The 22,812-nt window shown below is 64.7% G+C and carries 21 protein-coding genes; 5 read left to right on the top strand and 16 right to left on the bottom strand.

Annotated features, from left to right (window positions below):
• Window positions 1–24 precede the first annotated feature (24 nt).
• From ACFVTG_RS01630 to ACFVTG_RS01620, 3 genes are all read left to right on the top strand, one after another.
• On the top strand, window positions 25–1,701 hold the full coding sequence (locus tag ACFVTG_RS01630; protein WP_390277474.1) for an amidohydrolase: 1,677 nt from the start codon (window positions 25–27) through the stop codon (window positions 1,699–1,701).
• 436 nt (window positions 1,702–2,137) lie between these two features.
• On the top strand, window positions 2,138–2,881 hold the full coding sequence (locus tag ACFVTG_RS01625) for a polyprenol monophosphomannose synthase (RefSeq protein WP_284755602.1): 744 nt from the start codon (window positions 2,138–2,140) through the stop codon (window positions 2,879–2,881).
• A gap of 181 nt (window positions 2,882–3,062) precedes the next feature.
• On the top strand, window positions 3,063–3,320 hold the full coding sequence (locus ACFVTG_RS01620) for a DUF6458 family protein (protein WP_284755601.1): 258 nt from the start codon (window positions 3,063–3,065) through the stop codon (window positions 3,318–3,320).
• A 27-nt stretch (window positions 3,321–3,347) separates the two neighbouring features.
• Here the strand turns inward: ACFVTG_RS01620 and ACFVTG_RS01615 are convergent, their stop codons facing one another.
• From ACFVTG_RS01615 to ACFVTG_RS01575, 9 genes are all read right to left on the bottom strand, one after another.
• On the bottom strand, window positions 3,348–4,646 hold the full coding sequence (locus tag ACFVTG_RS01615; protein WP_390277472.1) for a serine/threonine-protein kinase: 1,299 nt from the start codon (window positions 4,644–4,646) through the stop codon (window positions 3,348–3,350).
• Window positions 4,647–4,868: 222 nt separating this feature from the next.
• Complete coding sequence (locus ACFVTG_RS01610) at window positions 4,869–5,822, bottom strand: sugar kinase (protein WP_284755599.1); 954 nt, start codon at window positions 5,820–5,822, stop codon at window positions 4,869–4,871.
• Entirely contained in the window at window positions 5,819–6,493 is a 675-nt protein-coding gene (locus tag ACFVTG_RS01605) for a bifunctional 4-hydroxy-2-oxoglutarate aldolase/2-dehydro-3-deoxy-phosphogluconate aldolase (RefSeq protein WP_284755597.1), read from the bottom strand. Before ACFVTG_RS01605 ends, ACFVTG_RS01610 begins: the two co-directional genes overlap by 4 nt.
• 79 nt (window positions 6,494–6,572) lie before the next feature.
• A complete protein-coding gene (locus ACFVTG_RS01600; protein WP_390277470.1) occupies window positions 6,573–7,946 on the bottom strand; it encodes an MFS transporter in 1,374 nt (457 codons plus the stop codon).
• 48 nt (window positions 7,947–7,994) lie between these two features.
• Window positions 7,995–9,047, bottom strand: coding sequence for an NAD(P)-dependent alcohol dehydrogenase (locus ACFVTG_RS01595; protein ID WP_390277468.1), 1,053 nt, complete (start codon window positions 9,045–9,047; stop codon window positions 7,995–7,997).
• Window positions 9,044–10,567 (bottom strand): mannitol dehydrogenase family protein, encoded by a 1,524-nt coding sequence (locus ACFVTG_RS01590; RefSeq protein ID WP_390277465.1) that lies wholly within the window; start codon window positions 10,565–10,567, stop codon window positions 9,044–9,046. The genes ACFVTG_RS01595 and ACFVTG_RS01590 overlap by 4 nt, the downstream gene beginning before the upstream one ends.
• A 3-nt stretch (window positions 10,568–10,570) precedes the next feature.
• Window positions 10,571–11,788 carry a D-mannonate dehydratase ManD gene (gene manD / locus ACFVTG_RS01585; protein WP_284755591.1) on the bottom strand — a complete coding sequence of 406 codons (1,218 nt, stop codon included), beginning with the start codon at window positions 11,786–11,788 and terminating at the stop codon, window positions 10,571–10,573.
• Complete coding sequence (locus tag ACFVTG_RS01580; protein WP_390277462.1) at window positions 11,785–12,765, bottom strand: 2-hydroxyacid dehydrogenase; 981 nt, start codon at window positions 12,763–12,765, stop codon at window positions 11,785–11,787. The genes manD and ACFVTG_RS01580 overlap by 4 nt, the downstream gene beginning before the upstream one ends.
• A gap of 2 nt (window positions 12,766–12,767) precedes the next feature.
• On the bottom strand, window positions 12,768–13,757 hold the full coding sequence (locus ACFVTG_RS01575) for a LacI family DNA-binding transcriptional regulator (RefSeq protein WP_284755587.1): 990 nt from the start codon (window positions 13,755–13,757) through the stop codon (window positions 12,768–12,770).
• 178 nt (window positions 13,758–13,935) lie between these two features.
• On the opposite strand from ACFVTG_RS01575, the gene ggt reads away from it, so the two are divergent.
• Window positions 13,936–15,762 (top strand): gamma-glutamyltransferase, encoded by a 1,827-nt coding sequence (ggt, locus tag ACFVTG_RS01570; protein ID WP_390277459.1) that lies wholly within the window; start codon window positions 13,936–13,938, stop codon window positions 15,760–15,762.
• Window positions 15,763–15,826: 64 nt separating this feature from the next.
• Entirely contained in the window at window positions 15,827–16,849 is a 1,023-nt protein-coding gene (gene ligD / locus ACFVTG_RS01565) for a non-homologous end-joining DNA ligase (protein ID WP_390277457.1), read from the top strand.
• Window positions 16,850–16,988: 139 nt separating this feature from the next.
• Here the strand turns inward: ligD and ACFVTG_RS01560 are convergent, their stop codons facing one another.
• The 7 genes from ACFVTG_RS01560 to ACFVTG_RS01530 form a co-directional block, all read right to left on the bottom strand.
• Window positions 16,989–17,399 carry a DUF1508 domain-containing protein gene (locus ACFVTG_RS01560; RefSeq protein WP_350225172.1) on the bottom strand — a complete coding sequence of 137 codons (411 nt, stop codon included), beginning with the start codon at window positions 17,397–17,399 and terminating at the stop codon, window positions 16,989–16,991.
• 143 nt (window positions 17,400–17,542) lie between these two features.
• Window positions 17,543–17,791: a hypothetical protein gene (locus ACFVTG_RS01555; RefSeq protein WP_284755583.1), complete on the bottom strand. Its 249-nt coding sequence runs from the start codon at window positions 17,789–17,791 to the stop codon at window positions 17,543–17,545.
• Window positions 17,792–17,998: 207 nt separating this feature from the next.
• On the bottom strand, window positions 17,999–19,120 hold the full coding sequence (locus ACFVTG_RS01550; RefSeq protein ID WP_390277454.1) for an NAD(P)/FAD-dependent oxidoreductase: 1,122 nt from the start codon (window positions 19,118–19,120) through the stop codon (window positions 17,999–18,001).
• Between the two features lie 66 nt (window positions 19,121–19,186).
• Complete coding sequence (locus ACFVTG_RS01545; protein ID WP_390277452.1) at window positions 19,187–20,230, bottom strand: Gfo/Idh/MocA family oxidoreductase; 1,044 nt, start codon at window positions 20,228–20,230, stop codon at window positions 19,187–19,189.
• Entirely contained in the window at window positions 20,230–21,006 is a 777-nt protein-coding gene (locus ACFVTG_RS01540; protein WP_390277450.1) for an amino acid ABC transporter ATP-binding protein, read from the bottom strand. Before ACFVTG_RS01540 ends, ACFVTG_RS01545 begins: the two co-directional genes overlap by 1 nt.
• A complete protein-coding gene (locus ACFVTG_RS01535; RefSeq protein WP_284755576.1) occupies window positions 21,003–21,791 on the bottom strand; it encodes an amino acid ABC transporter permease in 789 nt (262 codons plus the stop codon). Before ACFVTG_RS01535 ends, ACFVTG_RS01540 begins: the two co-directional genes overlap by 4 nt.
• 69 nt (window positions 21,792–21,860) lie before the next feature.
• The gene (locus ACFVTG_RS01530; protein WP_390277447.1) at window positions 21,861–22,724 is read right to left on the bottom strand and encodes an ABC transporter substrate-binding protein; all 864 of its coding nucleotides are present in this window, start codon (window positions 22,722–22,724) and stop codon (window positions 21,861–21,863) included.
• Window positions 22,725–22,812: the final 88 nt, after the last annotated feature.

Genomic DNA, 22,812 nt, shown 5'->3' with positions numbered 1-22,812 from the left:
TGATTCCCAGCAAGGAGCATTTCCATGACCCATCCAGGCGTGCCCGCCGATACCCGTCCCCGCAAGGTCACGATGTACCGGAACGGCTCCGTCTACACGGCCGCCGATCCCTTCGCGACCGCAATGCTGGTTGACGGCGACACTGTCGCCTGGGTTGGTTCGGAGCAGGCAGCTACCTCGATCGCCGATTCTTCGATGGAGGTCATCGATCTCCGGGGGGCCTTGCTGGCGCCCGGTTTCGTGGACTCGCACATGCACCTCACGGAGACCGGAATTGCTTCGGATTCCCTCCAACTGGCCGGGGTCCACTCCGCACGGGAACTGCTCGACGCCGTCGCCCTGGCCGCCAAGGCTCTCGGCACCACCGCCGCCGTGCTTGGCCACGGTTGGGACGAGTCCGTGTGGCACGAAAGGACGCTCCCCACGCCCGAGGAGCTCGACCGCGCCGCCGGCGGGCGCAAGGTGTACCTGGCGCGAGTGGATGCGCACTCGGCCCTTGCCTCATCCTCCTTGGCGTCCGCGGCCGGCCTGGACGGCATCGACGGGTACGACGGTTCAGCGCACGTCCAGAGGGCCGCCCACACTGCTGCCCGGCTGGCTGCCAGGCAGTTCCCCGACGCCGAACGCCGCCGATACCAGGAACTGGCCCTCCGCGAGGCCGCCGCCAACGGCTATGTCGCCTTGGCCGAAATGGCGGCACCGCACATTTGCAGTGTCGAAGACCTCCGGATGTCCGCGTCGTGGAACTCCGCATCGTGGAATGAGGGCAGGGCGGGCGTCCCCGGAATCCTTCCCTATTGGGGCGAACTGGCCACCTCGGCCGAGCACGCCTCTGCCATCCTGGAAGGCTTGGGCGTTGCCGTCCTTGGCCTGGCCGGTGATTTGAACATCGACGGTTCCATCGGATCGCGAACGGCCGCGATTAGCGCAGACTACGCCGACGCGCCGGGCCACCGCGGAAGCCTCTATGTCTCCGTCGACGAAGCCGCCGGCCACCTTGCCGCCTGTTCAGCGCTCGGCATCCAGGCAGGCTTCCACGTCATTGGCGACGCGGGACTCAAAACGGCGCTCGATGCCTTGGACCGTGCCGCGTCGGAAGTTGGGGAGCAGAGGGTACGTGCCGCTGCGCACCGGCTCGAACACGTGGAAATGGCGGACGCCGACGATCTCGCCCGGCTGGCGAAGTATTCGATTACGGTGAGCGCACAGCCCGCCTTCGACGCCGCCTGGGGCGGGCCAGGGAAACTGTACGAGCAGCGCCTGGGGGAGCGAAGCCTGGCCATGAACCCCTTCGCTTCGTATTACTCCAAGGGCGTGCCGGTCTGCTTTGGAAGCGATAGTCCTGTCACCCCGTTGCGCCCCTGGTCCAGCGTGCGGGCATGCTTGGAACACAGCAATCCGGATCAACGCATCTCGGCGCGGGCTGCGTTCCTCGGACACACCCGGGCCGGTTGGCGGGCCAGCAAAGAGCGCAATCCACTCATGGGGCAATTGGTCCCCGGGGCCCCGGCAAGTTTTGCGGTGTGGGAAGTCGAAGAACTGATGGTGCAAGTTGCCGACGACCGCGTCCAGTCCTGGTCCACTGATCCGCGCGCACGAACGCCCCTCCTCCCCGCGCTGGACAGCGGCAGCGATCCCGCTTGCCTGCTGACCGTGCGCGAAGGCCAGGAGATCTTCGCGAGTGAAACTTTGCGGTCATAGTTGCAGATCGTTTGCTGGTCCTGAGGGCCCCTGACCTGCGTGTATGAACAAAGCCCCAGCTCAGGCGGCGCTTGACAGGATTTGTGAAGTCCGTAGCATTTAGGGTCAACAGGCTTCCACAGGGAACACCTGGTTGTCTGGCCGCGGTGGGGTCCGCTGCCAAAAACTGTCAACGGACCCGTTTTCCAAGACCGCGGCACTCGTAGTGGGCAGGTCCACGGTGCTGCAGAAAACGGTTCGGCCTCGAGTTCAACACGCGGGCCGGCACTGGACCTGGGCTTGTGGACCTGCCCGCGGCCACGCGCGACTTGTGTGGCGGAAGCCACAGGTGGCCCGGGTGCGTCAAGTTGTCGTCCTATAATGGAGAGTTGCGCCTGAATGCCAGCCATGCTGCTGCTCCGGCCCACTGACCGCTCCATCAAGGAAAGGCCTCTTCTTGCGTGTCCTGACGATCATCCCCACGTACAACGAGCTGGAATCGCTACCCAAGACCCTTGGACGGCTGCGCGCGGCTGTGCCCGCCTCCGACGTCCTGGTTGTCGATGACAACAGCCCTGACGGCACGGGACAGCTCGCCGACAGCATCGCCGCCGAGGACAGCCAGGTCCATGTCCTGCACCGCAAGGGCAAGGAAGGCCTCGGGGCCGCGTATATTGCCGGATTTAAGTGGGGTATGGCCGCAGGTTATGACGTCCTCGTTGAGATGGACGCCGATGGTTCGCACCAGCCAGAGCAACTGCCGTTGCTGCTGGACGCGATCAACGATGGCGCCGACCTCGCCATGGGCTCACGCTGGGTTCCGGGTGGCGGCACGGTGAACTGGCCCCTCTACCGCCAGGCGATTTCACGCACGGGCAGCACCTATGCCCGGCTCATGCTTGGCTTGAAGATCAAAGACATCACCGGCGGCTACCGTGCGTTCCGCCGCAGCACCCTTGAGGCGCTCAAGCTGGACCAGGTCGAATCGGTTGGCTACGGCTTCCAGGTGGACTTGGCATGGCGGGTCGCCAAGCTCGGCCTGAAGATTGTTGAACGCCCCATCACCTTCGTGGAGCGCGAGCTCGGGGCCTCCAAGATGAGCGGCAACATTGTTGTTGAGGCCATGATCAACGTCACCAAGTGGGGGCTGGCCTCCCGTTGGGCCGCGTTGACTGGGAAGAAGACTCCGGTCTCAAAGTAGGCCAAACAGGCAATGGCCGGGTCCGCGCTCTGAAAAGAGTGCGGACCCGGCCATTTCTGCAGCTCGGCGCTATTTGGGATGTGGTTGCCGGATGGGGCGCCGGCGTGTAGCTTAGGCGATGCCAAGCAAGCTTAGTATTACCCGCCACCGCCGGGTCCGCGGTTCAGCAGGAGGTACAGCAGTGGGTATCGGATCATCCATCTTCCTTATTGCCATCGGCGCTATTCTGGCCTTCGCCATCCCCGGAGACGTCGTGTCATTCATCGACCTCCACATGGTCGGCTACATCCTTATGGTCGCTGGCGTCATCGGCCTGATCGTTTCCCTCGTTGTGTTCGGCCCGCGCCGGACCCGTCGAATCACCGAAAGCCGCGCCACTGTAGACCCGGCAACCGGGGAACGAATCGTGACGAGGGACAGCCGCGATAGCGGACTCTAGCAACCGTCGTTGCCGTCGGGACCGTTCTTACCCGCCATTACCCTTGCCGTTGCCCTTGCGGTGCCCTGGGGCCGGTGCTACGGGAACCGGCGCAACCGGCGTCGATGGCTCAATGCTCGGTGACGGCGTTGGCGTTGAGGCGCTGGGCGTGGGCGTTGCCGAGACGGACGGGGCCGGGGCGGCGGGAGCAGGCGGCTGGAAGGCGCTCACACCAACGATCACCAGGGCGGTGGTGAGAAGTGCCGCGCCGACAGCCCACGCAAGTCTGCGCGCGCGGCTTACGTGCTTCCCTCGCCATTCGCGCCTGTTTCCTACGGCCGGACCGATCGCGGCGCCATCGCCCGCGTTTTCGCCTGGCGCTGCCGCGGGCTGCACCCGCATCTGGATAGTTGCCTTTGCTGTGCGGGGCGGGCGATCGGGCATACGGGGAAGGCTCTGCGTCGCTCCGTTCGGGGCAACGGGCGTCGCCGCGGGGACGCCGGAACTGAAGGCATCCCGGAGTGCTTGCTCAACCTCCAGTGCGCCGGGACGCGCAGAGGGCTCAGTCGATGTCATGGCGGTCAGGAGGTCAACCCACCGCGTCCCAAGGACCTGCGGCACACGGGGTGGGCGGTGGAGCCTGGCAACGGCCGACTCCACGCTGGTTCCCGGGTATTCGAGCTTTCCGGTCAGGCATTCGAGGAGCAGGAGTCCGAGGGAGTAGATGTCGCTGGCCGGTCCGAGGGCAGAGCCGGTGGCCTGTTCCGGGCTCAGGTATGCGGCGGTTCCCACCATCGTGCCTGTTGCGGTGAGGCGCGTTCCCTCGATGATGCGGGCGATTCCGAAGTCGGTGAGCTTAGGCCGGATGGGGGATCCTACGGGGGAATCGGCCAGGAGGACATTCGCGGGTTTGATATCGCGGTGGATGATCCCGCGCCCATGGATGTATTCCAGGGCAGACGCCAGATCCGCTCCTATGTGGGCTACGTCCCGGGTCGTCAGCGGTCGGTCCCGCAATCTGGCGTACAGGTCAGGACCGTGAATCAGTTCCATAGTGAGGAATGTCCGGGCATGCTCCGGGTCCCGATGGTCGGTACCGGCGTCGAAGAGAGTCACGAGCGACGGATGGTTGAATGTCGCAAGGAGCCGCATCTCGTTTTCATGCCGGGCGAGCTCGTCCGGCCCGCTGAGCAGGGGAGCAAAGAGCTTTAGCGCCACGTCGCGGCCTAGCCTCTCGTCCTGCGCCCGGTACACCGACGCGGTCGCGCCGCGGCCGATCAGCGTTCCCAGCCTGTACCTACCCGCAACAAGAGCCTCGCTGTCCCCAGTGATAGGGCCATCCGGCACGGTTTCACCTCGCATTCTTTGAACCGACGGAGCCCGTACAGTCTAGGCCCCCTTGCCGGGACGTGGACATTCGTCCCCTCTGGGGTAATCGTCCCGGACGAAGGGAAAGTTACGGTTCGGCCTGGCGGGCCAGGTCGAGGGTTGTCGAAATGACGGCCACGCGCTGCTCCACTGTCTCAGCCAAGCCGCGCCATGGTCCCGGGAACGGTTGTCACGATGTGCTCATCGACTGACCGGTTCACCGTTGCCGAGGAGTCGCAGCTCATCGCGCCGGGGGAGCCCCTCCCAGTCGCCGGGCACAAGGCACACAAAAGCCCCCGTGCTCACTGCTGTCCGAAGACGTTCCTCCGCGCCCAGGCCCTCTACGAATTCGGCGAGGTATCCGGCCACGAACGCGTCGCCGGCGCCCACGGTATCGAGGACGTCGATTGCCATCGCCTCCTGTCTGAAGAGTTGGCCGTCGATGAATGCCAAGGCGCCATCTGCACCCAGCTTGATAACCACTTGGCTCGGACCCATGGCAGCGATGCATCGGGCGGCCTCTTCGGCGTCGCGGGCTGTCCCGATCGCGACTTCGGCCTCCTCAAGGCCCGCGAAAACGATGTCGACATGCGCGATAATCTCGCGGTAGGCGCGTCCGGCGGTCCCGGCGTCCCAGAGCTTGCTGCGGTAATTCAGGTCGAAAGAGACCGGAACGCCGGCTGCTTTGGCCGCGGCGATAGCGTAGTGAAGGGTGGAAGCGGCCTGCGGAGAGAGTGCCGGGGTGATCCCGCTGACATGGAGCAACGCCGCCCCCGCAATCAGCCGTTCGTCGACGTCGTCGGGCGCAATCCGGGAACCTGCACTGCCGGAGCGATAGTACGCAACCTTCTGGGCTGTCGGGGTCCGGCGTTCCTTGATCATCAGGCCGGTGGGCGCGTCGTCGTCCACCGTCACGTGGACGACGACGCCCTCGGCGCGGATCTCCCGCTCCACAAGCTGGCCGAGCGAATCCGCCCCGATCCGGCCGCACCAGACAGCCTGGACACCCAAGCGTTGCAGGCCAATGGCCACGTTCGATTCAGAACCTCCGATGCCAAGGCTCAAGGTGGACGCATGGGCCAGCGGGCCGGCCTTGTCCGAAGCCATGAGCGCCATGGTTTCGCCAAGGGTGACGACGTATGTTCCATGACTCATAGGGATTCACGTGCCTCATCAACGAGCTTGCGGACCCGCCGCGCCCGCGTGGTCAACTCCGGCAGGCTCCCGCCCTTGAAGACATCGCCGAGGAGCGGCCCTCCGAGGCTCACCGCCAATGCGCCTGCGCGAATCCATGCAGGTACGTCTTCGATATTGACGCCGCCTGAGGGGACCACTTGGATGTCAGGGAACGGCCCGCGGACTTGCGATATGTAGCCGGGCCCGACCGTAGAGGCGGGGAAGAGTTTGACGGCGGTGGCGCCCAGCTTCCAACCAGTGTGGAGCTCGGTGGGGGTGAGCCCGCCAGGAAAGACGGGCACGCCGCGTCGAGCGCAGGCGGTGATGACGTCCGGTTCGGTGATGGGCGTGACGATGTATGCGGCGCCCAGGTCGAGCGCCGTTTCGGCTTCGGCAGGAGTGGTCACCGTGCCGACGCCGATTTCCACGGCATCACCGAAGCGGTCCAGTAACAGCGGAAGCTCCTCGAACACCCCCGGCGTGCTCAAGGTCAACTCAATACTGAGCACACCGCCGTCCCGAAGGGCTTCGATGACGGGGCTGTAGTCCTTGGCATGCTTGGCCCGCAGCACTGCCACGACCCTGGTGTCGCGGAGGATGGCGGATGGCGCCGGACGGGAGACGGTGTCCGGGGTTTCGAGATGGAACATGGATGTCCTTCGTGCGGTGGTTGGCTGGCGGGCCTTCTCGACGGCGGCACTTGCCGCCGTCGAGGCCCTTCGGGTGCTATTAGGCGTGCTGCGCTTCGGAGGTCACCGGGACAATCCCGCTTTTGCTGTGGGCGGCGTCCTCGGGGTCCGTGAGGTCGCGGTTCAGGGTTTCCGGTGACATGCGGGTGGCGATGAAGCTGATCAGCATGGTCGCCGACATGTAGATCGCCACAGGAATCCATGAGTTGCTAAACATGCCCAGCAGGGCAGCGCAGATCATGGGAGCGATGCCTCCGCCGATGATGGAAGAGAACTCGCGGCCCAAGGTGACACCCGCGTAACGGTAGCGGCTGCCGAAGATCTCCGGGAAGTAGCTCATGTGCACGCCGACCACGCCCTGGCATGCCAGGACGAAGCCGACCACAACCACCAACACGATGGCTACCGGCGAGCCGGTGGTCAGCAGCAGGAACGCTGGGGCGGGGAACAGGATGAGTGCCCCGGTGATAAGTGAGACGACGCGCCGGCGCCCGATCTTGTCGGACAGGATTCCGAAGGAGACGGCCGCGACGCCGCCGCAGAGCGAACCGATGAGGAGCACGGGGGGAATGAACTTCGGGTCCGTTCCAATCACGGTGATCAGGTACGAGGCCATGAACACCTGGATGGTGTAGGACTGCGTGCTGACTCCGAGGTTCATCAGGATGACGCGCAGGACGTTGGCCTTGCCGTACTTGGCAACTTCCCGCAGGGGTGCCGGGGGTTCCGTGCGGGCCTGCTTGATCTCTTCGAAGACCGGTGATTCGTCCAGCTTGCGCCGGATGACCAGCGCTGCGATGGTCACGAAGATGCTGGAGAGGAAGACGAGCCTCCAACCCCACGTGAGCATGTCGTTGGGTGCCAAGGACTGCGCCGCGATCCACACGAGTGCGCCGAGCGCCGTTCCTGCGGCCGCGCCAACCATGATCAGCGAGGCCAGCTTGCCCCGGGTTCCAGGGGCTGCGGACTCCGTGAGCAGAGTTGCGCCGCCTGATTGTTCAGCACCGGCGCCGAAGCCCTGGGCAGCGCGGCAGAGACACAGCAGCACCGGCGCAAAGAGGCCGATCTGGCCGAAGGTCGGCAGGAGCCCGATCGCCAGCGTCGCCCCGCCCATGAGCAGCAAGGTGACCACCAGGACCCACTTGCGGCCGAGGCGATCACCGAAGTGGGAGAAGAAGATTCCGCCGAGCGGGCGGAACAGGAATCCGACGGCGAAGGTGCTGAAGCTGGCCAGTAGCGCTGCGGCGGGCGAAATGTTCGGGAAGAACAACTTGCTGAAGACGAGTGCCGACGCGGTGCCATAGATGACGAAATCGTAGAGTTCCAGCGTGGTGCCGATGAGCCCGGCGACGGCGGCTTTCCGGACCTTGCTTTGGTCCACCGGCGTGGGCGGGAGGTTTGCTGCTGTGGTCATTTCCATACTCCTTTGAATGGATGTCCGCTGGCCCGTACGTGGGCCGAGTCAGTAGGTGATGAGGACTTTGAGGTTGGTGGGGTCTGCCACGGGGGCGGTAAGTGCGGCCGCCGCGTTGGCGAGGGGATATGTGGCGGTGATGATGGAGCGAAGGTCCACCACCCCGGAGGAGGCGAGCTGGATCGCCGTCGGGAACGCGTTGGCGTAACGGAACGCGGTCACCAGGTCGATTTCAAAACGTTGGAGGAAACCGAGCGGGATCCCGTCGACCGTGGGGCGGGCTTGGCCGACCACGGTGGCCCGGGCTGCCGGCGCGAGGGTGTAGATGCCGTCGGCCAGCGCGCGGGTGTTGCCTGAGCATTCGATCAGGCGATCCATGTCTTTCAGATCCAAAGCGGTGACCGAGGTGTTGATGGTCCGGGTGGCGCCGAACCGGGCGGCGACAGCGAGGCGATCGTCGTTGACGTCGGTCACGATGATCTCCGACGCGCCGCGGGATGCCGCCACTTGGGCCACGAGCAGCCCGATCGGTCCGGCGCCCGTGATCAGTACCCGGTGCCCGGCTTGGACTTGGGCGCGTTCAACCGCCCAGACGGCGACGGCGAGGGGCTCGATCGCTGCCCCGATCTCGGCCGGGATGTTGGCCGGGAGTTCGTGGAGGGCGGCTTCGGGCACCACCACGTGGCGGGCGAACACCCCGTCCGTGGGCGGGGAACCGAAGCACGTCCCCGTCGGGCACACGTTGTAGCGTCCGGAGAGGCACGTTGGGCAGTCCCGGCACGGGAGCGCCGGTTCAATCACGACGGCGGTGCCCGCGGCAATGCCGGCTGCTTCACCGCATGCGATGACGACGCCGGCTCCCTCGTGGCCGAGGGCAGTGGGCTGGTGGAGGACATTGGTGCCGTTGCGGCCGTCAGCGAAGTAGTGCATGTCCGAGCCGCAGATTCCGCCGGAGCGCATTTCTACCAGGACATCGTTCGGCCCCAGGGTCTTCAGGGGTTTCTCTTCAATACGGAGATCTCCTGCGCCGTGGAGCACGGCGGCTTCCGTGGCCAGCGGCAGGGAGGATCCGTCAGTGCGGCGGACAGTTTGGGTGGTCATCGGATGCTCCGGGTCTGTGCGGGAAGAAGTGATGTTGACTCGACCGCCGCGTTTGCGGCGGCGAGGGGGCCTTGCCGGTGGATGATGTCGATGAACTCGCCGGTGCGCCGGATGAAGCTTTCACGGGTCGAGAGTTCGTCACCGAGAAGATGGTGCTCGCCGAGCACCTTTGCGGCGAGCTCCCGCCCGGAGCTTGATCCCTTTGCGAGCTCCTGGAGTGTCTCGCGGGCGGGGTCTTGCATCTCCTTGGCATGGTTGCCGGGTTCGAATCCCTGAAGCGGCGCGATGCATGAGAGATACGCCGCGACGGTGAGGGCAAGGTAGTGGGGCATGGCGCCGGCGTCGAGCATTTCCAAGGCGGGAATCGGGATCCGCTGGCGAAGCTTGACGGAGCCGTCGCTGCCTACCTGGCTGGTCCGGTGCCCCAATGCCGAGTTGCGCCACCGCGAGAAGAGTTGCTCCTCGTAGGCCTCGACGTCGACGGCTCCGGGCACAGTGACGCTCGGCAGGTACTCGTCGCGGAGGACCCGGCGGGCGGCGGCTTCGATGTAGTCGATGCCCGTCGCGTCCGGAATGGTGGCTGCACCGGACAGGGCCCCGAGGTACGCGATCAGGGAATGGGTGCCGTTCAAGAGCCTGACCTTGAGCTGCTCATAGGCTGCGACGTCGTCCGTGAAGATCGCGCCTCCGGCCTCCCACGCAGGGCGGCCGGCTATGAAGTTGTCCTCCAGGATCCACATCGTGAAGGGTTCGGCCGGGACGGGGATCTGGTCCGCGTAGCCGAGTTGTTCGGCGACGAGGCCACGGTAGTGGTCCGTCGTGGCGGGCACGATCCGGTCCACCATGGATGACGGGAAGGTGACGTTGGCGTCGATCCATCGCAGCGTCTCGGCGGCCTCGCCGGCCGGGAGCAATGAGGCAAATTCGCGGACGAGCCGTTGGGTGTGGTGCCCGTTGTCCGCGAGGTTGTCGCAACTGAGGACCGTCACTGGTTTGCCGTGGGTTCGTGCCCGCTGCTGAAGCCCGCGGACGATCTGCCCGATCGGGGTGTAGGGCGCAGGGCCGTTGGCGAGATCGTGCTGGACGTCAGGGTCGGCAACGTTCAGCGAGCCCGTTGCCGGGCTGTAGGTGTAGCCGTTTTCCGTAACCGTCAGTGACACGATGCGCGTGGTCTCGGCACCGATGACGGCCACGACGCGCTCCGGTTCCTGTGCTGCGACGAAGGCGTCCGTGTGCACGCGCGGGGTCGAGAACTTCGATCCCTCGGGCGAGATTTCCACCACGGTGTAGAGCATGTCCTGGGCGTGCATGGCATCGGTGATGGCTGAGGAACGGCTGGAAATTCCGATGATCCCCCAGTCACCGCCGTGGGCGGCTATGGCGGCTTCCGTGTACACGGCCTGGTGTGCGCGGTGGAAGTTTCCGAAGCCGAGGTGCACGATGCCGGGAGCAGGGGCGACGCTTCGGCGAAGGATTCCGGGCGTTTCCGCGCTGAGCGGCGGCAGGATTGACGTGGCCATGTTTCACCAGTCCTTCATGGAGCCGTCGAGCTCCCGCGCGATGGGCAGGTAAGCCTGCGTGTACGGGAAGCGGGCTGCGGCTGCTTCGTCCACCTGGACGCCCAGGCCGGGCTCGTCACCTGGGTGCAGGTAGCCGTCTTCGAAGCGGAAGCTCGATTGGAAGACTTCCGAGACCAAGGGGTCGTAGCCCATGTACTCCTGGATGGCGAAGTTGCTGGTGGCCAGGCCCAGGTGCAGCGATGCCGAGAGGTTGATGGGGGAGACGTCGGACGGGCCGTGGGGTGCGCCCTTGATCTGGTAGACCTCGGCGAGAGCCAGGATCTTGCGGACGTGGGAAATGCCTCCGGCATGCACGACGGCGGTGCGGATGTAGTCGATGAGCCGTTCAGTGATGAGCAACTCGGTGTCCCAGACGGTGTTGAAGACTTCGCCGATCGCCAGCGGAATGGTGGTCTGCTGGCGCAGCGTGCGCAACAGCCGCTGGTTCTCGGCAGGTGTGGCGTCCTCGAGCCAGAACAGGTCCACGTCTTCCAAAGAGCGGGCCAAGCGGGCGGCTTCGGTGGGGTTGAGCCGGTGGTGGACGTCGTGGAGGAGCTTCAGCTCGGGACCGACGTGCTCACGGACTGCGGAGAGGATCTTCGGGGCGTGGCGCAGGTAGGCAGAGGTGTCCCAGTCTTCTTCGACTGGACCGGCACCGCGTCCGGCCGGTTCATAACTCGCGGCACCCTTGGTGACGCCATAAACCTTGTCGAGGCCGGGGACGCCGGACTGGGCACGGACGGCGCGGAAGCCCTGCTCGCGGCGTTGGTCTATCGAGTCCAGCAACTCCGGAAGGTCCCAGCCGGTGGCGTGCGTGTACGTGAGGATCTTGTCGCGGGCCGCGCCGCCCAGGAGTTGGTAGACCGGAACCCCGAGGGCCTTGCCTTTGATGTCCCAGAGGGCGAGGTCGATGGCGCCGATCGCGGCCATGGTCACCGGCCCGCGGCGCCAGTATGCACCTTTGTAAAAGTATTGCCAGGTGTCTTCGATGCGGTCCGCGTCCCTGCCCAGCAGGGCTGGGGCAAGGTGATCGCGCAGATAGCTCGCGACAGAGAGTTCGCGGCCGTTCAGCGTGGCGTCACCCCAACCGACGATGCCGTCGTCGGTGGTGATCTTGAGGGTGACGAAGTTGCGGCTGGGGCTGGTTACCAGGACGTCGACGTCGACGATTTTTCGGGTCATCGGGAAATCACTACATTCTTCAGCGGCTGGTTTTTGGAAAGGCGGGTGATGTTTTCGGCGATCTCAAGCGCACGGCTGCGGAAGGTCTCTGCAGTGACGCCGGAGGAGTGCGGGGTCATGATGATGTTGTCCAGCCGGCCGAACGGCAGGGTGGAAGGATCGCCGCGGCCGTCAGTGCCCGGGTATTGGTACCAGACATCGATCGCAGCGCCCGCGATCCGCCGGTCTTTCAGGGCTTCATAGAGGGCGGTTTCGTCGACGACCGGTCCGCGGGCAATGTTGACGAGCAACCCGTCCGGACCGAGATCGTCGAGTTCGGCCGCGCCCACTATGCCGGTGGTTTGCTCCGTTAGCGGGATGCTGACCACCAGAATGTCCGATTCGCTCAGTGCCTCGCCGAGGCGTTCAGTGGTGCCTGCCCACCGTAAGGAGTTGGCGTGTGCGTCGACGCTTCCGCTGCGGGTGATGGCGATGCCTTCGGCGCCGAAGGCCTTGAGGAGCGACCATGCCGCTCCGCCGATGTGCCCGAACCCGAGGAATGTCACCACAGCGCCGCGCAGTGTTTCCGGCTGGCGGATTTCGGAGGAGTAAACGGACGAAGACCAGACACCGCTCCGAAGCGCCGCGTCTTGACCGATCAGGTTGCGACGGAGGGCCACCAAAACCGTGGCGATGTGTTCGGCAATGGAGCTTTCGTGGTGGAAGGTGTTCGCGCACACCGCCCCTGCGGGCAGTGCGGACGCGTCGATACCGTCGTATCCGGCACCGCCCACGTGGACCAGGCGCAAGTTGCCCGCGGCCGCGCCCATGGCTTCGGTGAAACGTGGCCCGACGTAGACGTCGGCATCTTTGAGGTCGGTGAGCACCGCATGCTCGCTCCAGCTGTCGTGCCAGGAGGCAAGGGCGCCCTCGGGAAGCGCGGTTTCGAAAGTGGAGCGGTGGGGCATCAGGTTGGGGTCTGCGATGACGATTCTCATGGTTACTTTCCCTGGAGGGCTTGCTCTGCGGTGCGCGCGGCAAAAGTGGAGCCACGCACGATGAGTTGTGAACTGAGGTGCACGGCTTCAGTTGCTGTCGGCTTTCCGGCCATCTGCTCCAGGAGGAGCTCAAGGCTGAGGGCGCCGCTTCGGTCAATGGGTACGCGGATGGAGGTGAGCCCCGGTTCTGCCGCGGCGGCAATGTCGAGGTCGTCGATGCCGACAACGCTGATGTCCTCCGGGCAGTGGTAGCCGAGGGTCCGGGCGCCGGCGAGCATGCCGATGGCGACCAGGTCGTTGTAGGCAATAACAGCGGTGGCACCGCTGGCGACCACGGAAGCCGCCGCGGCCAGTCCGCCGTCGACCGTTGCATTCTGGTTCCCCACGGTCACGAGTTCGATGCCCCAGTCGGCGCAGAAGCGGGTGATCGCTGCACGGCGTTGGCCGTTGGCCCACGACGACGCCGGTCCGGGGATATAGGCGAGCTTGCGGTGGCCGAGTGCATAGAGATGCTCGACGGCTTGGCGGATTCCCTCGCCGGCTTCCATGAGCACCCGCGCGGCGTGCTCGGCCTCGCCATTGATGACCACCAGCGGCGCGCTACCGGCGAGATTGTGAATCTGCTCGGAAGGCAGGCGGGGCGAGCAAAGGATGATCCCATCCACGCCCGTCGCGAAGGATTCGAGATGTGCCTGTTCCCGCGAGGAGGACTCGGAGGTGTCGGCGAGGACCATCCGGTGGCGGCCGTGCCATGCCTGGTCCTGGATGGCTTTGATGAGGGCGGCGAAAACCGCATTTGAAATGTCGGGGACGATGACGCCGAACGTCCGGCTGCCCGTCACTCCGGGCACGTCGTATCCCAACTGCTCGGCCGCGGCCATGACCTTCTGCCGCGTTTCGGCTGCCAGCCGGCCGGGGTCTCCGAATGCCCTCGACGCCGTTGCCAGGGAGACCCCCGCCAGCTTTGCGACATCCGTGAGTTTTGCCGACATCTGTCCTCCAGTTGCTTCGTTGAAACCTTGTCCTGCAAGTATGGAAAGTCTTGTACAAGTTTGTCAATGGTTTGCACAAGGTTGTTGGGACTGCCGGCTTGCCTGGATCCGTTGAGCGTCGCGTAGCTGCGGAGTAGGGTGGCCACACCCACCTCGCACCACCAATTGAGGAGCGACCATGTCACATCTCAAACTTCGACTGGCCACCATGACGGCAGTACTCGCGGTAAGCGTGACGAGCGGCGCCGTCACCAACCCTGCCTTTGCCGATCCGCGCCAGACCGAAAAGACCGCCACCGCCACCGGATACGGCGGCGCGGTCAGCACCGTAGACCCAGAAGCATCCGCTGCCGCCATCGAGGTCCTCCGCAAGGGCGGCAACGCAGCCGACGCGGCCGTCGCCGCCGCCGCGACGCTGGGCGTGACCGAACCGTACAGTGCCGGGATCGGTGGTGGCGGCTACTTCGTGTTCTACAACGCGAAGACCGGCAAGATCGGCACCATCGACGGGCGCGAGACCGCGCCGGCGGCGATGCCCCACGACGCGTTCATCGATCCCGCCACGGGGAAGCCGTACAACTTCACGCCCGAGCTAGTTACCAGTGGCGTCTCAGTCGGTGTCCCCGGAACAGCGGCAACCTGGGAGCGCGCCCTGGACCGTTGGGGTACTTTGAGCCTTGGAGATGCCCTCCAGCCGGCAATCAAGGTTGCGAGCCGCGGCTTCGTCGTCGACCCAACTTTCCGCCAACAGACTCTCGACAACAAGCTCCGCTTCGCGGCGTTCAGCTCCACCAGCAAGCTGTACCTACCAGGAGGCGACGCACCCGCCGTCGGCAGCGTCTTCCAGAACCACGACCTCGCCGCGACCTACCGGCTCCTCGCGAAGGAGGGCATCAGCGCCTTCTACGACGGCCCGCTGGCCGCCGAGATCGCGGCAACAGTCCAGGCCCCGCCGAAGACTGCCACCACCACGCTTCCCGTCCCCGTGGGGCACATGACCACAGCCGACCTCGCCGCCTACAAGGCCCTGGACCAGGCGCCCACCCACGTCGACTACCGCGGCCTCGACGTCTACGGCATGGCGCCGTCGAGCAGCGGGGGCACCACCGTGGGCGAGGCGCTCAACATCCTGGACGCGGTCAACCTCTCGGAAATGTCCAAACCCGCCGCCCTGCATCACTACCTCGAGGCGAGCGCGCTCGCGTTCGCCGACCGTGGAAAGTACGTTGGGGACCCGGCCTTCGTCGATGTTCCTACGGAAGCGCTCACCGACCCGATCTTCGGCAAGGAACGCGCCTGCCAGATCGACCCGCTGCACGCGGCCACGAAGCCCGTCGCACCGGGGGATGTGACCGGGTACGACGGCGTGTGCCCGGCTTCCGCGGCCGCGCTCGCCGATGAGAAGGACACCGAGAACATCTCGACGACCAACATGACGGTCGCGGACAAATGGGGAAATGTGGTCGAGTACACACTTACCATCGAGCAGACCGGCGGATCGGGAATCGTAGTGCCCGGGCGGGGCTTCTTGCTCAACAACGAGCTGACCGATTTCTCGACCGTCTACAACGCGACTGATCCGAACCGGATCGAGCCGGGCAAGCGCCCGCGCTCCTCGATGTCCCCGACCATCATCCTCAAGGATGGCAAGCCGTTCCTCGCCCTCGGTTCACCCGGTGGATCGACCATCATCACCACCGTGCTGCAGACGATTCTGAACAGGGTGGACTTGGGCATGAGCATCTCCGATGCGATCGCTGCCCCGCGTGCTTCGCAACGGAACACCGCCAAAGTGACGGCCGAGCCGGACTTCATCACGGCGTATGGGAGTCAATTGACACCGTTTGGCCATCAGTTCACGCCATCGGGTGATGCTTTCACCTCGGCCGCGGAGATCGGTGCGGCAACGGCGATCGAGTTCAGGCCCGGCGGGCTCATGATCGCTGCCGCAGAGCCAGTGCGGCGCGGAGGAGGGTCAGCGATGGTTCTCAAACCGTCGCGATGAGCGATGAATGCGGAATTCGTTCAAGCTGCTGACACCGTGGGTAGCGTCGGAGTAGCTTGTCCCCATGGCTACCGAAGCAACCATCCTCACCGTTGACGGCCCGAACGGTCCTCGCGAAATACGGATCTCCAGTCCTAGCCGGGTCCTTTGGCCGGAGCTCGGCCTGACCAAGCTGGATCTCGCGCGCTATATCGTTGATGTCGGGGAGCCATTCATCTCTGCAAACGGCGACCGGCCGGTCTCGCTGCAGCGCTTTTCGGACAACATCGACGGCGAGCAGTTCTTCTCCAAGAATCCGCCCAAAGGGACACCGGACTTTATCCGATCAGTGAAGGTGGTGTATCCGAGTGCGCGCTCGCATCCCCAATTGGTGCTCGATGAGCCAGCCGCGGCTGTGTGGGCAGTCCAAATGAACACGGTGGTCTTTCACCCATGGCCTTCGCGGGTCGAAAACACGGACAACCCTGACCAGCTGCGGATCGACCTGGACCCGCAGCCCGGAACAGATTTCGACGACGCGATTCCCGCGGCTCTTGCGCTGAAAGGTGTACTCGCGGAGGCCGGATTGACCACCTTCATCAAGACCTCCGGAAACCGTGGGCTCCACGTCTATGCCCCGATCGAGCCTTCGCATGAGTTCTTGGACGTACGGCATGCCGTCATTGCCGCCGCCCGGGAGCTCGAGCGCCGAATGCCGGACAAGGTCACGACGGCCTGGTGGAAGGAAGAACGAGGTGAACGGGTGTTCGTCGATTTTAATCAAGCCAACCGTGACCGGACCATAGCGGGCGCGTACAGTCCGAGGGCGCTCGCTCATGCTTCCGTGTCCTGTCCAATCACGTGGGACGAACTTGAATCTGCGGACCCGAAGAACTTCACCATCCTGACCGTGCCCGGCAGGTTGAAAGCCCTTGGCGATCCGTGGAGTGACATGAATTCCAAAGCAGGGAGGATCGACGTCCTGCTTCAATGGTGGGAACGCGACCTCGGCGCAGGGCTCGGGGAAATGCCGTTCCCGCCTGACTACCCGAAGATGCCGGGCGAACCGCCACGTGTGCAGCCGAGTCGAGCGCGCAGGCACGACTGACTGACAGGCTGGGAATGTGGCCTCGGCAGACAATGAGTGGGAGAATTAGGGCTGGACCAAAACGGCCGGCGGCGCATCTTGCCTGCTGAGACCCAGGTGAGTCCCCCAGTGCGCCGTCGGTCCTGACGTTACCGACCTCTTACGCCGCGCCGGTCCATCTGGGCGCGGTTGCCGCTCGCCGGAGTTCCCTGGCTCGGGTGCGGAATCCGTCTGCGGCCTTCCGCGGTTCGTCACAGGCCTGGGAAACAGCAGCGTGGGGGATTGCGTTCGGAAGAGCGGTCGCGGCAGGTTCACGTACGCCCGCCGCCGGGCAAAGGTCGGTGACCAGTCCCATGCCTGCACACTCCCGCGCTGCGGCGATGCCGGCGGCAACCGCTGGCTTGTCCTCGTATTGGGTCGAAACGGCAATGACCGCTCCATCAGGTGATTTGAGGCGGAACCTGAAAAAGGAGTCCCCGTCAACAAACACTTCGAATATGCCGGCCACTGCTACCTCCACGGTCTGCGGATCCTGCTCCGTAGCTACTTCACTACGAGCGGGACGGAGCATCGCTGCATTCCTCGTCCGCTGCTCTGGTTGAACAACCACCATGAATCGTTGTTCACGTGATATTCAGTCTGTGCTGACTGCGTCGAGGCTAACAAGACCGGGTGGGTAAACCCTGTGTAAAAGGTGTGCAACCCCCGGGCGGGTCAGCTGCCACTCGCCCGGTTCATCAGGTGCTCGAGCAGGGCCAGTTCCGGGAATCCGGGGTGCCGGGCGATGCTGGCCCTGAGTTTTGCCCGGAGATGTTCCCCGCTTGGCTCGGTTCCGTTCAGGACTTCGTCGATGATCTCCTGCGCTTGCCCACGCAGGGCAGACAGGCTGGCACTGTCGTCCCCGGGAACCAGAACCGGTTCCGGTTCGACGAGTGGGTCTTCAGATTCCAAAGGTTCCGACATTGCCAGCTCCTGATATTTCATCCCGGCAAGTCCCAGCGGAGTCCGGAATTCGCTCCCCATGCACTCTCGATAGTAATGAGGGTGCCCGGATTGTTCATTGCTTGCGGATCAGAACGATGAAAATGGCAACGAAACGACGATTTGTGACGCGGACACGATGGCGGATGGCTGGGCCCTCTTCATGGGGGCGCCAGCCATCCTGCGTGGCTAGGAGAACCTGCCGGGACGGAAGGTGGAGAGCATGGGGTGCTTGATTCCCGTGAGGATTTCACCCGCCAACAGTTCGCCGACGATGAGTCCGAGCGTGGCTCCGGAGTGCGTGAAGGCGACATAGCAGTCCGGCACTTGATCGAGTTCGCCGAGCACGGGCTCACCGTCGCCCGGAATGGGCTTGTAGCCGATCTTCCAGGACGCCGGCTTGAGCTCGGGATTGCCGGCGATGAGTTTGGATGCCTCGTCGGCGAGTTCCTGGACGATGCCATCAGGGATGCTGAAGGAACCGTCCTCGTGCTCGGTGATGTGCTCTTCGTACCAGTCGTGGTCCAGTGCGAAGGTGTTCCCAGGGTTGGGCCGGATGGCGGCGCGGGGGGTGTTCATGACGGCTTTCACCTCATGATCCACGGCTTTGGTCAGCACGAGCATGGAGACGGGGGAACCGTTGGGGATGTCGACGCCGAGCGGCGCGACGACGGCAGGGGTAGCGGCACCGCAAGCCACCAGGACGGCGTCGGCTGGGTAGGTTTCGCCGGCGACGGTCTCCACGCCGGTGGCGCGGCCGCCGTCGACCGTGACGGAAGCCTTGCCGGCGTTGAGGACAAGCCGGCCACCGCGGGCATGGAATTCTTCCATGAGGAATTCGATCAGGTCCGGAAGGCTGACCCAGCCTTCCCCCGGGTTGAAAATGGCGCAATCCGGCACCGCGCTTGCATTGATTCCGGGGGTGGCGGATTCAATCTCCTCAGGCTTCAGCAGCTTGGAGTCATAACCCACGGATTTCTCGTAAGCGTGGCGTGCTTCCGTCACGGCGTGCTGTCCAGCAGCGTTCCACATGAGGCCGCCGCCGAATTGCAGCCATTCACGCCTTGGATCCGCGGCGAACATTGTGCGGTAGCGGTCGACGCCGGCGAGGCGCAGACGGTGGTAGGGGGTGGAGCGTTCTCCCGCGGAGTTCAACCACGAGAGCGAGCGGCCGCTAGCCTCGCTGGCGAGGCCGCTTTCGGTGAGCAGGGCAACTGACGCGCCTTCGCGGAGCAGGTGCACCGCTGTGGAGACTCCGAGGATGCCGCCGCCGATGACGACGACATGTTTCGTAGAGGGCGTGGAGGACATAGCTCTCCCTTTCGTTTGGGTTTGGTTGTCTGGCCGCGCGGAACCGCGGCAAATCTGAAAGGCCGCCTACGCGACGGCGTGGATTCTTTCGATGACTTTGAGGGTTTCAAGTGATTCCGCGGGGTCCACGGGCAATGGCCTGTCCCCGCGAATGGCTGCCGCAAGTTCGGCATAGAACCGGGGGTAGGCGCCGGTTTCGGCAGGTACGGGCTCATGGTCTCCATCGGTCCCCAGAACGCCCCATGTAGCTACGGGGTCAACGCCATAGGCCGGATCCGACGGCGGCAGGCCGGCTGCGAGGGCCTCCTCCTGGCTGTCCAGTCCCCACTTGGTGTAGCCGGCGTTCGAACCCAGGACATGGAACCTCGGCCCTACTTGGGCAGCCATGCCGTTCATCCACAACCTGGATCGCACGCCTGAGGTGTGGAGCAGCGACACGAAGGCCTCGGTATCGGCGCCCGCCGGGTGCTGTCCGTGATTTGCGGTCTCGCCGTAGCAACCTTCAACGGGACCGAACAACTGGATGGCCTGGTCGATCAAGTGGGCACCGAGGTCATGGAGGATGCCGCCGCCCTCGCTCACGGACGCGCTGTCACGCCAATTGCCGAAGCCTTCCGGGCGCCACCACTCGAATCGCGATTCAAAGCTCCGGACCTCGCCAAGGCCGCCTTCCCGCAAGACCTTCTGGAGGGTGAGGAAATCGGCGTCCCACCGGCGGTTCTGGAAAACCGTCAGCTGCACGCCGCCGTGGGACGCCCTGGCGATGAGCTCTTCACCGTGAGCCGCTGTTGTGGCGAAAGGCTTGTCCACCACCACGTGGAGGCCGTGGGCGATCGCGGCTGCCGCCAGGTCGAAGTGGGTGAGCGGGGGAGTGCCGAGGACCACGAGGTCCAGGTCGGGGGCCAGTGCGAACAATGCTTCCGGGGTGGGGACAATCTGCGCGCCGGGATAGAGCCTTGCCGCTTCCGAGGCACGCCGCGGGTCTGCGGTGACGATGACGTCGAGGGAGTAGCCGGGGTCCGCCGCGACCAGCGGCGCATGGAAGACCTTTCCGGAAACCCCGAATCCGACGACGGCCGTCCGGATGGGAGAGGGGGCAGGGTTCGGCATTACAGCACTTCCGAGAGGAATCGTTGGAGCCGTTTGCTGCGGGGGTTGTCGAAGAGCTCGGCAGGGGTGCCTGACTCCACGACTTCACCCTCATCCATGAACACCACTTGGTCGGCGACCTTCCGGGCGAAGCCCATTTCGTGTGTGACAACCAGCATGGTCATGCCGCGCCGTCCCAGGCCGGCCATGAGGTTCAATACGCCTTTGACGAGCTCTGGGTCCAGTGCGCTCGTGGCTTCGTCGAAGAGCATGACCTCGGGTTCCATGGCAAGCGCCCGGGCGATGGCGACGCGTTGTTGCTGGCCGCCGGAGAGATCGCGGGGGCGGTGGTCGGCGCGTTCGGCGAGCCCCACTTCGGCGAGGCTGCGGCGGGCACGTTCCCTGGCTGCGGCCTTGGACATTCCCTTGACGCTCCAAAGTGCCAAGGCCACGTTCTCAAGGGCAGTGTGGTCAGGGAAGAGGTTGAAATGCTGGAACACCATGCCGATGCGGCTGCGCAGGATGTCCGGTTTGACCTTGAGTGTGCTTTCACCGGCAAGGAGGACGTCGCCGCTCTTGGGTTCGTGGAGCCGGTTGACGCCACGGAGCAGGGTCGACTTGCCGGATCCGGAGGGGCCGATGATGCACGTGGTGGTGCCGGGCGCAACGTTCAGGCTGACATTGCGCAGCACCTCGATGTCGCCGTACGCCATGGTCAGGCTTCTTAGCTCCAGGCTGGAACCGTGGAATGTCTGGACACCAGTGGTGGTGTTGTTGGTGCTGGTGCTGGCGCTCATGTGTTGCTCCCGGTGATTAGCGGCGATGCCGCGTCGAGTTCTGTGACTTCCTTCAGGCCGCTGCTCGGCGCGCTGGGCCGACGGCGGCCTGTGCGGAAGCGGCTGTCGAAGTAGTTCACGAGGTGGGTCAGCGGGACGGTGATGATGAGGTAGAAGACACCGGCCATGACCAGCGGCGACAGGTTTCCGGAGAGCACGGCGGCGTCCTGGCCTACCCGGAAGAGCTCGCGCTCGCCGACCAGCAGGCCGAGGAAGTACACCAGCGAGGAGTCCTTGACGATCGCGATGAACTGGTTCACCAGGGCCGGCAATACCCGGCGGACGCCTTGCGGCACCACCACGAGCCGCATCGATTTGGCGTAGCTCATGCCCAGGGCTCGGCACGCCTCGCCTTGGCCTTTGTCGACGCTTTGGATGCCGGCGCGGAAAATCTCACCGATGTAGGCGCTGGCGATCAGGCTCAGCGCGATGATGCCGAGCGGGTAGGGGGAGGGGCCGAAGATCGACTGGCTCAGGCGGGCGAAGCCCTGGCCGATCAGCAAGATGGTGAGGATGGCCGGGAGGCCCCTGAACAGGTCGGTGTAGATGCGGGCAGGGACGCGCAGCCAGGCAGAGGGCGAGATCCCCATGACGGCGACTACCATGCCCAATGCGACGCCGATGATTGTGGCGGAAACCGAAATGATCAGTGTGTTCAGCAGTCCCACAGCGATCAGTTGCGGCAGGACCTCGGCCATTGCGCCGAAATCGAAGAATGTACGTGTGATGGTGCTTAACCAGTCCATGGTTTGCTCTCAGACTTAGGTGGCTGCTGGGCAGGCGGACCGCGAATGGTCCGCCCGCCAACAGGTGATTTACTTGCTAGGCGCGGGGCTGGCGGTCTGCTCAGCCTTGGGCAGGTACTGGGTAGGCATCGGGGAGCCCGGGAACCACTTCTGGTAGAGCTTTTCCCAGGTGCCGTCTTCCATTGCCGCGGCCAGTCCCTTGTTCAAGGCATCCTTGAGGGCGGTCTTGTCCTTGGCCAGTGCGAAGCCGGCGGGTGCGTCAAAAGAGGGAATATCAGCGGCGCTGACCAGCCCGAACTGCTGTTCGTAGGACTTCGCGGCCTCGTAGTCAAGGAAGTGGGCGTCAGCCGAACCGCTGTTCACAGCCGAGATCGCGGAGTTGTTGTCCGGGAAGCGCACCAGGTTTGCAGAGGGGAAGTTCTTCACCGCGTAAGCCTCTTGCAGAGTGCCCTGTACAACGCCGAGCCGCTTGCCGGCGAGTCCGTTGACATCCTTGATCCCGGAGGTTTTGGTCGTAAGGACAGTCAGGTATCCAGCCAGGTAGCCGTTGGAGAAGTCCACGGTCTGCTTACGCTTGTCCGTGATACCGATGGCCGCTACCCCGACGTCGAACTGTCCGTTGGCGACGGCCGGCAGGATCGCCGAGAAGTCTTGTCCGGTAAAGACGACCTTGTCCACACCGGCGCGGTGCGCGACATCCTTGAACAGCTCGACGTCGAATCCCGTGAAGTTTCCAGTGGCGTCCGTGAAGGTGTAGGGCTTGGCATCGCCCAGGCTGGCTACGCGGATGGTGCCGGGTTCGATGAGGCCGTAAGGGTTTCCAGCCGTCGCCGACGAGGCGGGTGTTGATCCGCCGCACCCGCTGAGGGCGAGGAGGGCCGCGACGGCAGCCGCAACGATCACACCCGGGCGGAAGTTCAGTCGTTTAGTCACAGCAAATTTCCAATCATGAGAAGCAGGAAGCGGCCTTAAAGCCTTGCGGATTTCCTCTTGTTGAGTCCGGTCTCAGTGATTAGGATTG

Source organism: Arthrobacter sp. NPDC058127 (assembly GCF_042884555.1).
GTDB lineage: Bacteria > Actinomycetota > Actinomycetes > Actinomycetales > Micrococcaceae > Arthrobacter.
Note: the sequence above shows the minus strand (reverse complement) of the source record. Positions and strands in the feature narration are given on the sequence as shown.

Coding starts and splice junctions, on each gene's coding strand:
- ACFVTG_RS01605 (WP_284755597.1), bottom strand. CDS start 6,493: ATGTTCCATCTCGAAACCCCGGACACCGTCTCCCGTCCGGCGCCATCC.
- ACFVTG_RS01555 (WP_284755583.1), bottom strand. CDS start 17,791: ATGTCGGAACCTTTGGAATCTGAAGACCCACTCGTCGAACCGGAACCG.
- ACFVTG_RS01540 (WP_390277450.1), bottom strand. CDS start 21,006: ATGAGCGCCAGCACCAGCACCAACAACACCACCACTGGTGTCCAGACA.
- manD (WP_284755591.1), bottom strand. CDS start 11,788: ATGACCCGAAAAATCGTCGACGTCGACGTCCTGGTAACCAGCCCCAGC.
- ACFVTG_RS01610 (WP_284755599.1), bottom strand. CDS start 5,822: ATGAGTCATGGAACATACGTCGTCACCCTTGGCGAAACCATGGCGCTC.
- ligD (WP_390277457.1), top strand. CDS start 15,827: ATGGCTACCGAAGCAACCATCCTCACCGTTGACGGCCCGAACGGTCCT.
- ACFVTG_RS01590 (WP_390277465.1), bottom strand. CDS start 10,567: ATGGCCACGTCAATCCTGCCGCCGCTCAGCGCGGAAACGCCCGGAATC.
- ACFVTG_RS01560 (WP_350225172.1), bottom strand. CDS start 17,399: ATGCTCCGTCCCGCTCGTAGTGAAGTAGCTACGGAGCAGGATCCGCAG.
- ACFVTG_RS01535 (WP_284755576.1), bottom strand. CDS start 21,791: ATGGACTGGTTAAGCACCATCACACGTACATTCTTCGATTTCGGCGCA.
- ggt (WP_390277459.1), top strand. CDS start 13,936: ATGTCACATCTCAAACTTCGACTGGCCACCATGACGGCAGTACTCGCG.
- ACFVTG_RS01580 (WP_390277462.1), bottom strand. CDS start 12,765: ATGAGAATCGTCATCGCAGACCCCAACCTGATGCCCCACCGCTCCACT.
- ACFVTG_RS01545 (WP_390277452.1), bottom strand. CDS start 20,230: ATGCCGAACCCTGCCCCCTCTCCCATCCGGACGGCCGTCGTCGGATTC.
- ACFVTG_RS01600 (WP_390277470.1), bottom strand. CDS start 7,946: ATGACCACAGCAGCAAACCTCCCGCCCACGCCGGTGGACCAAAGCAAG.
- ACFVTG_RS01595 (WP_390277468.1), bottom strand. CDS start 9,047: ATGACCACCCAAACTGTCCGCCGCACTGACGGATCCTCCCTGCCGCTG.
- ACFVTG_RS01550 (WP_390277454.1), bottom strand. CDS start 19,120: ATGTCCTCCACGCCCTCTACGAAACATGTCGTCGTCATCGGCGGCGGC.
- ACFVTG_RS01630 (WP_390277474.1), top strand. CDS start 25: ATGACCCATCCAGGCGTGCCCGCCGATACCCGTCCCCGCAAGGTCACG.
- ACFVTG_RS01575 (WP_284755587.1), bottom strand. CDS start 13,757: ATGTCGGCAAAACTCACGGATGTCGCAAAGCTGGCGGGGGTCTCCCTG.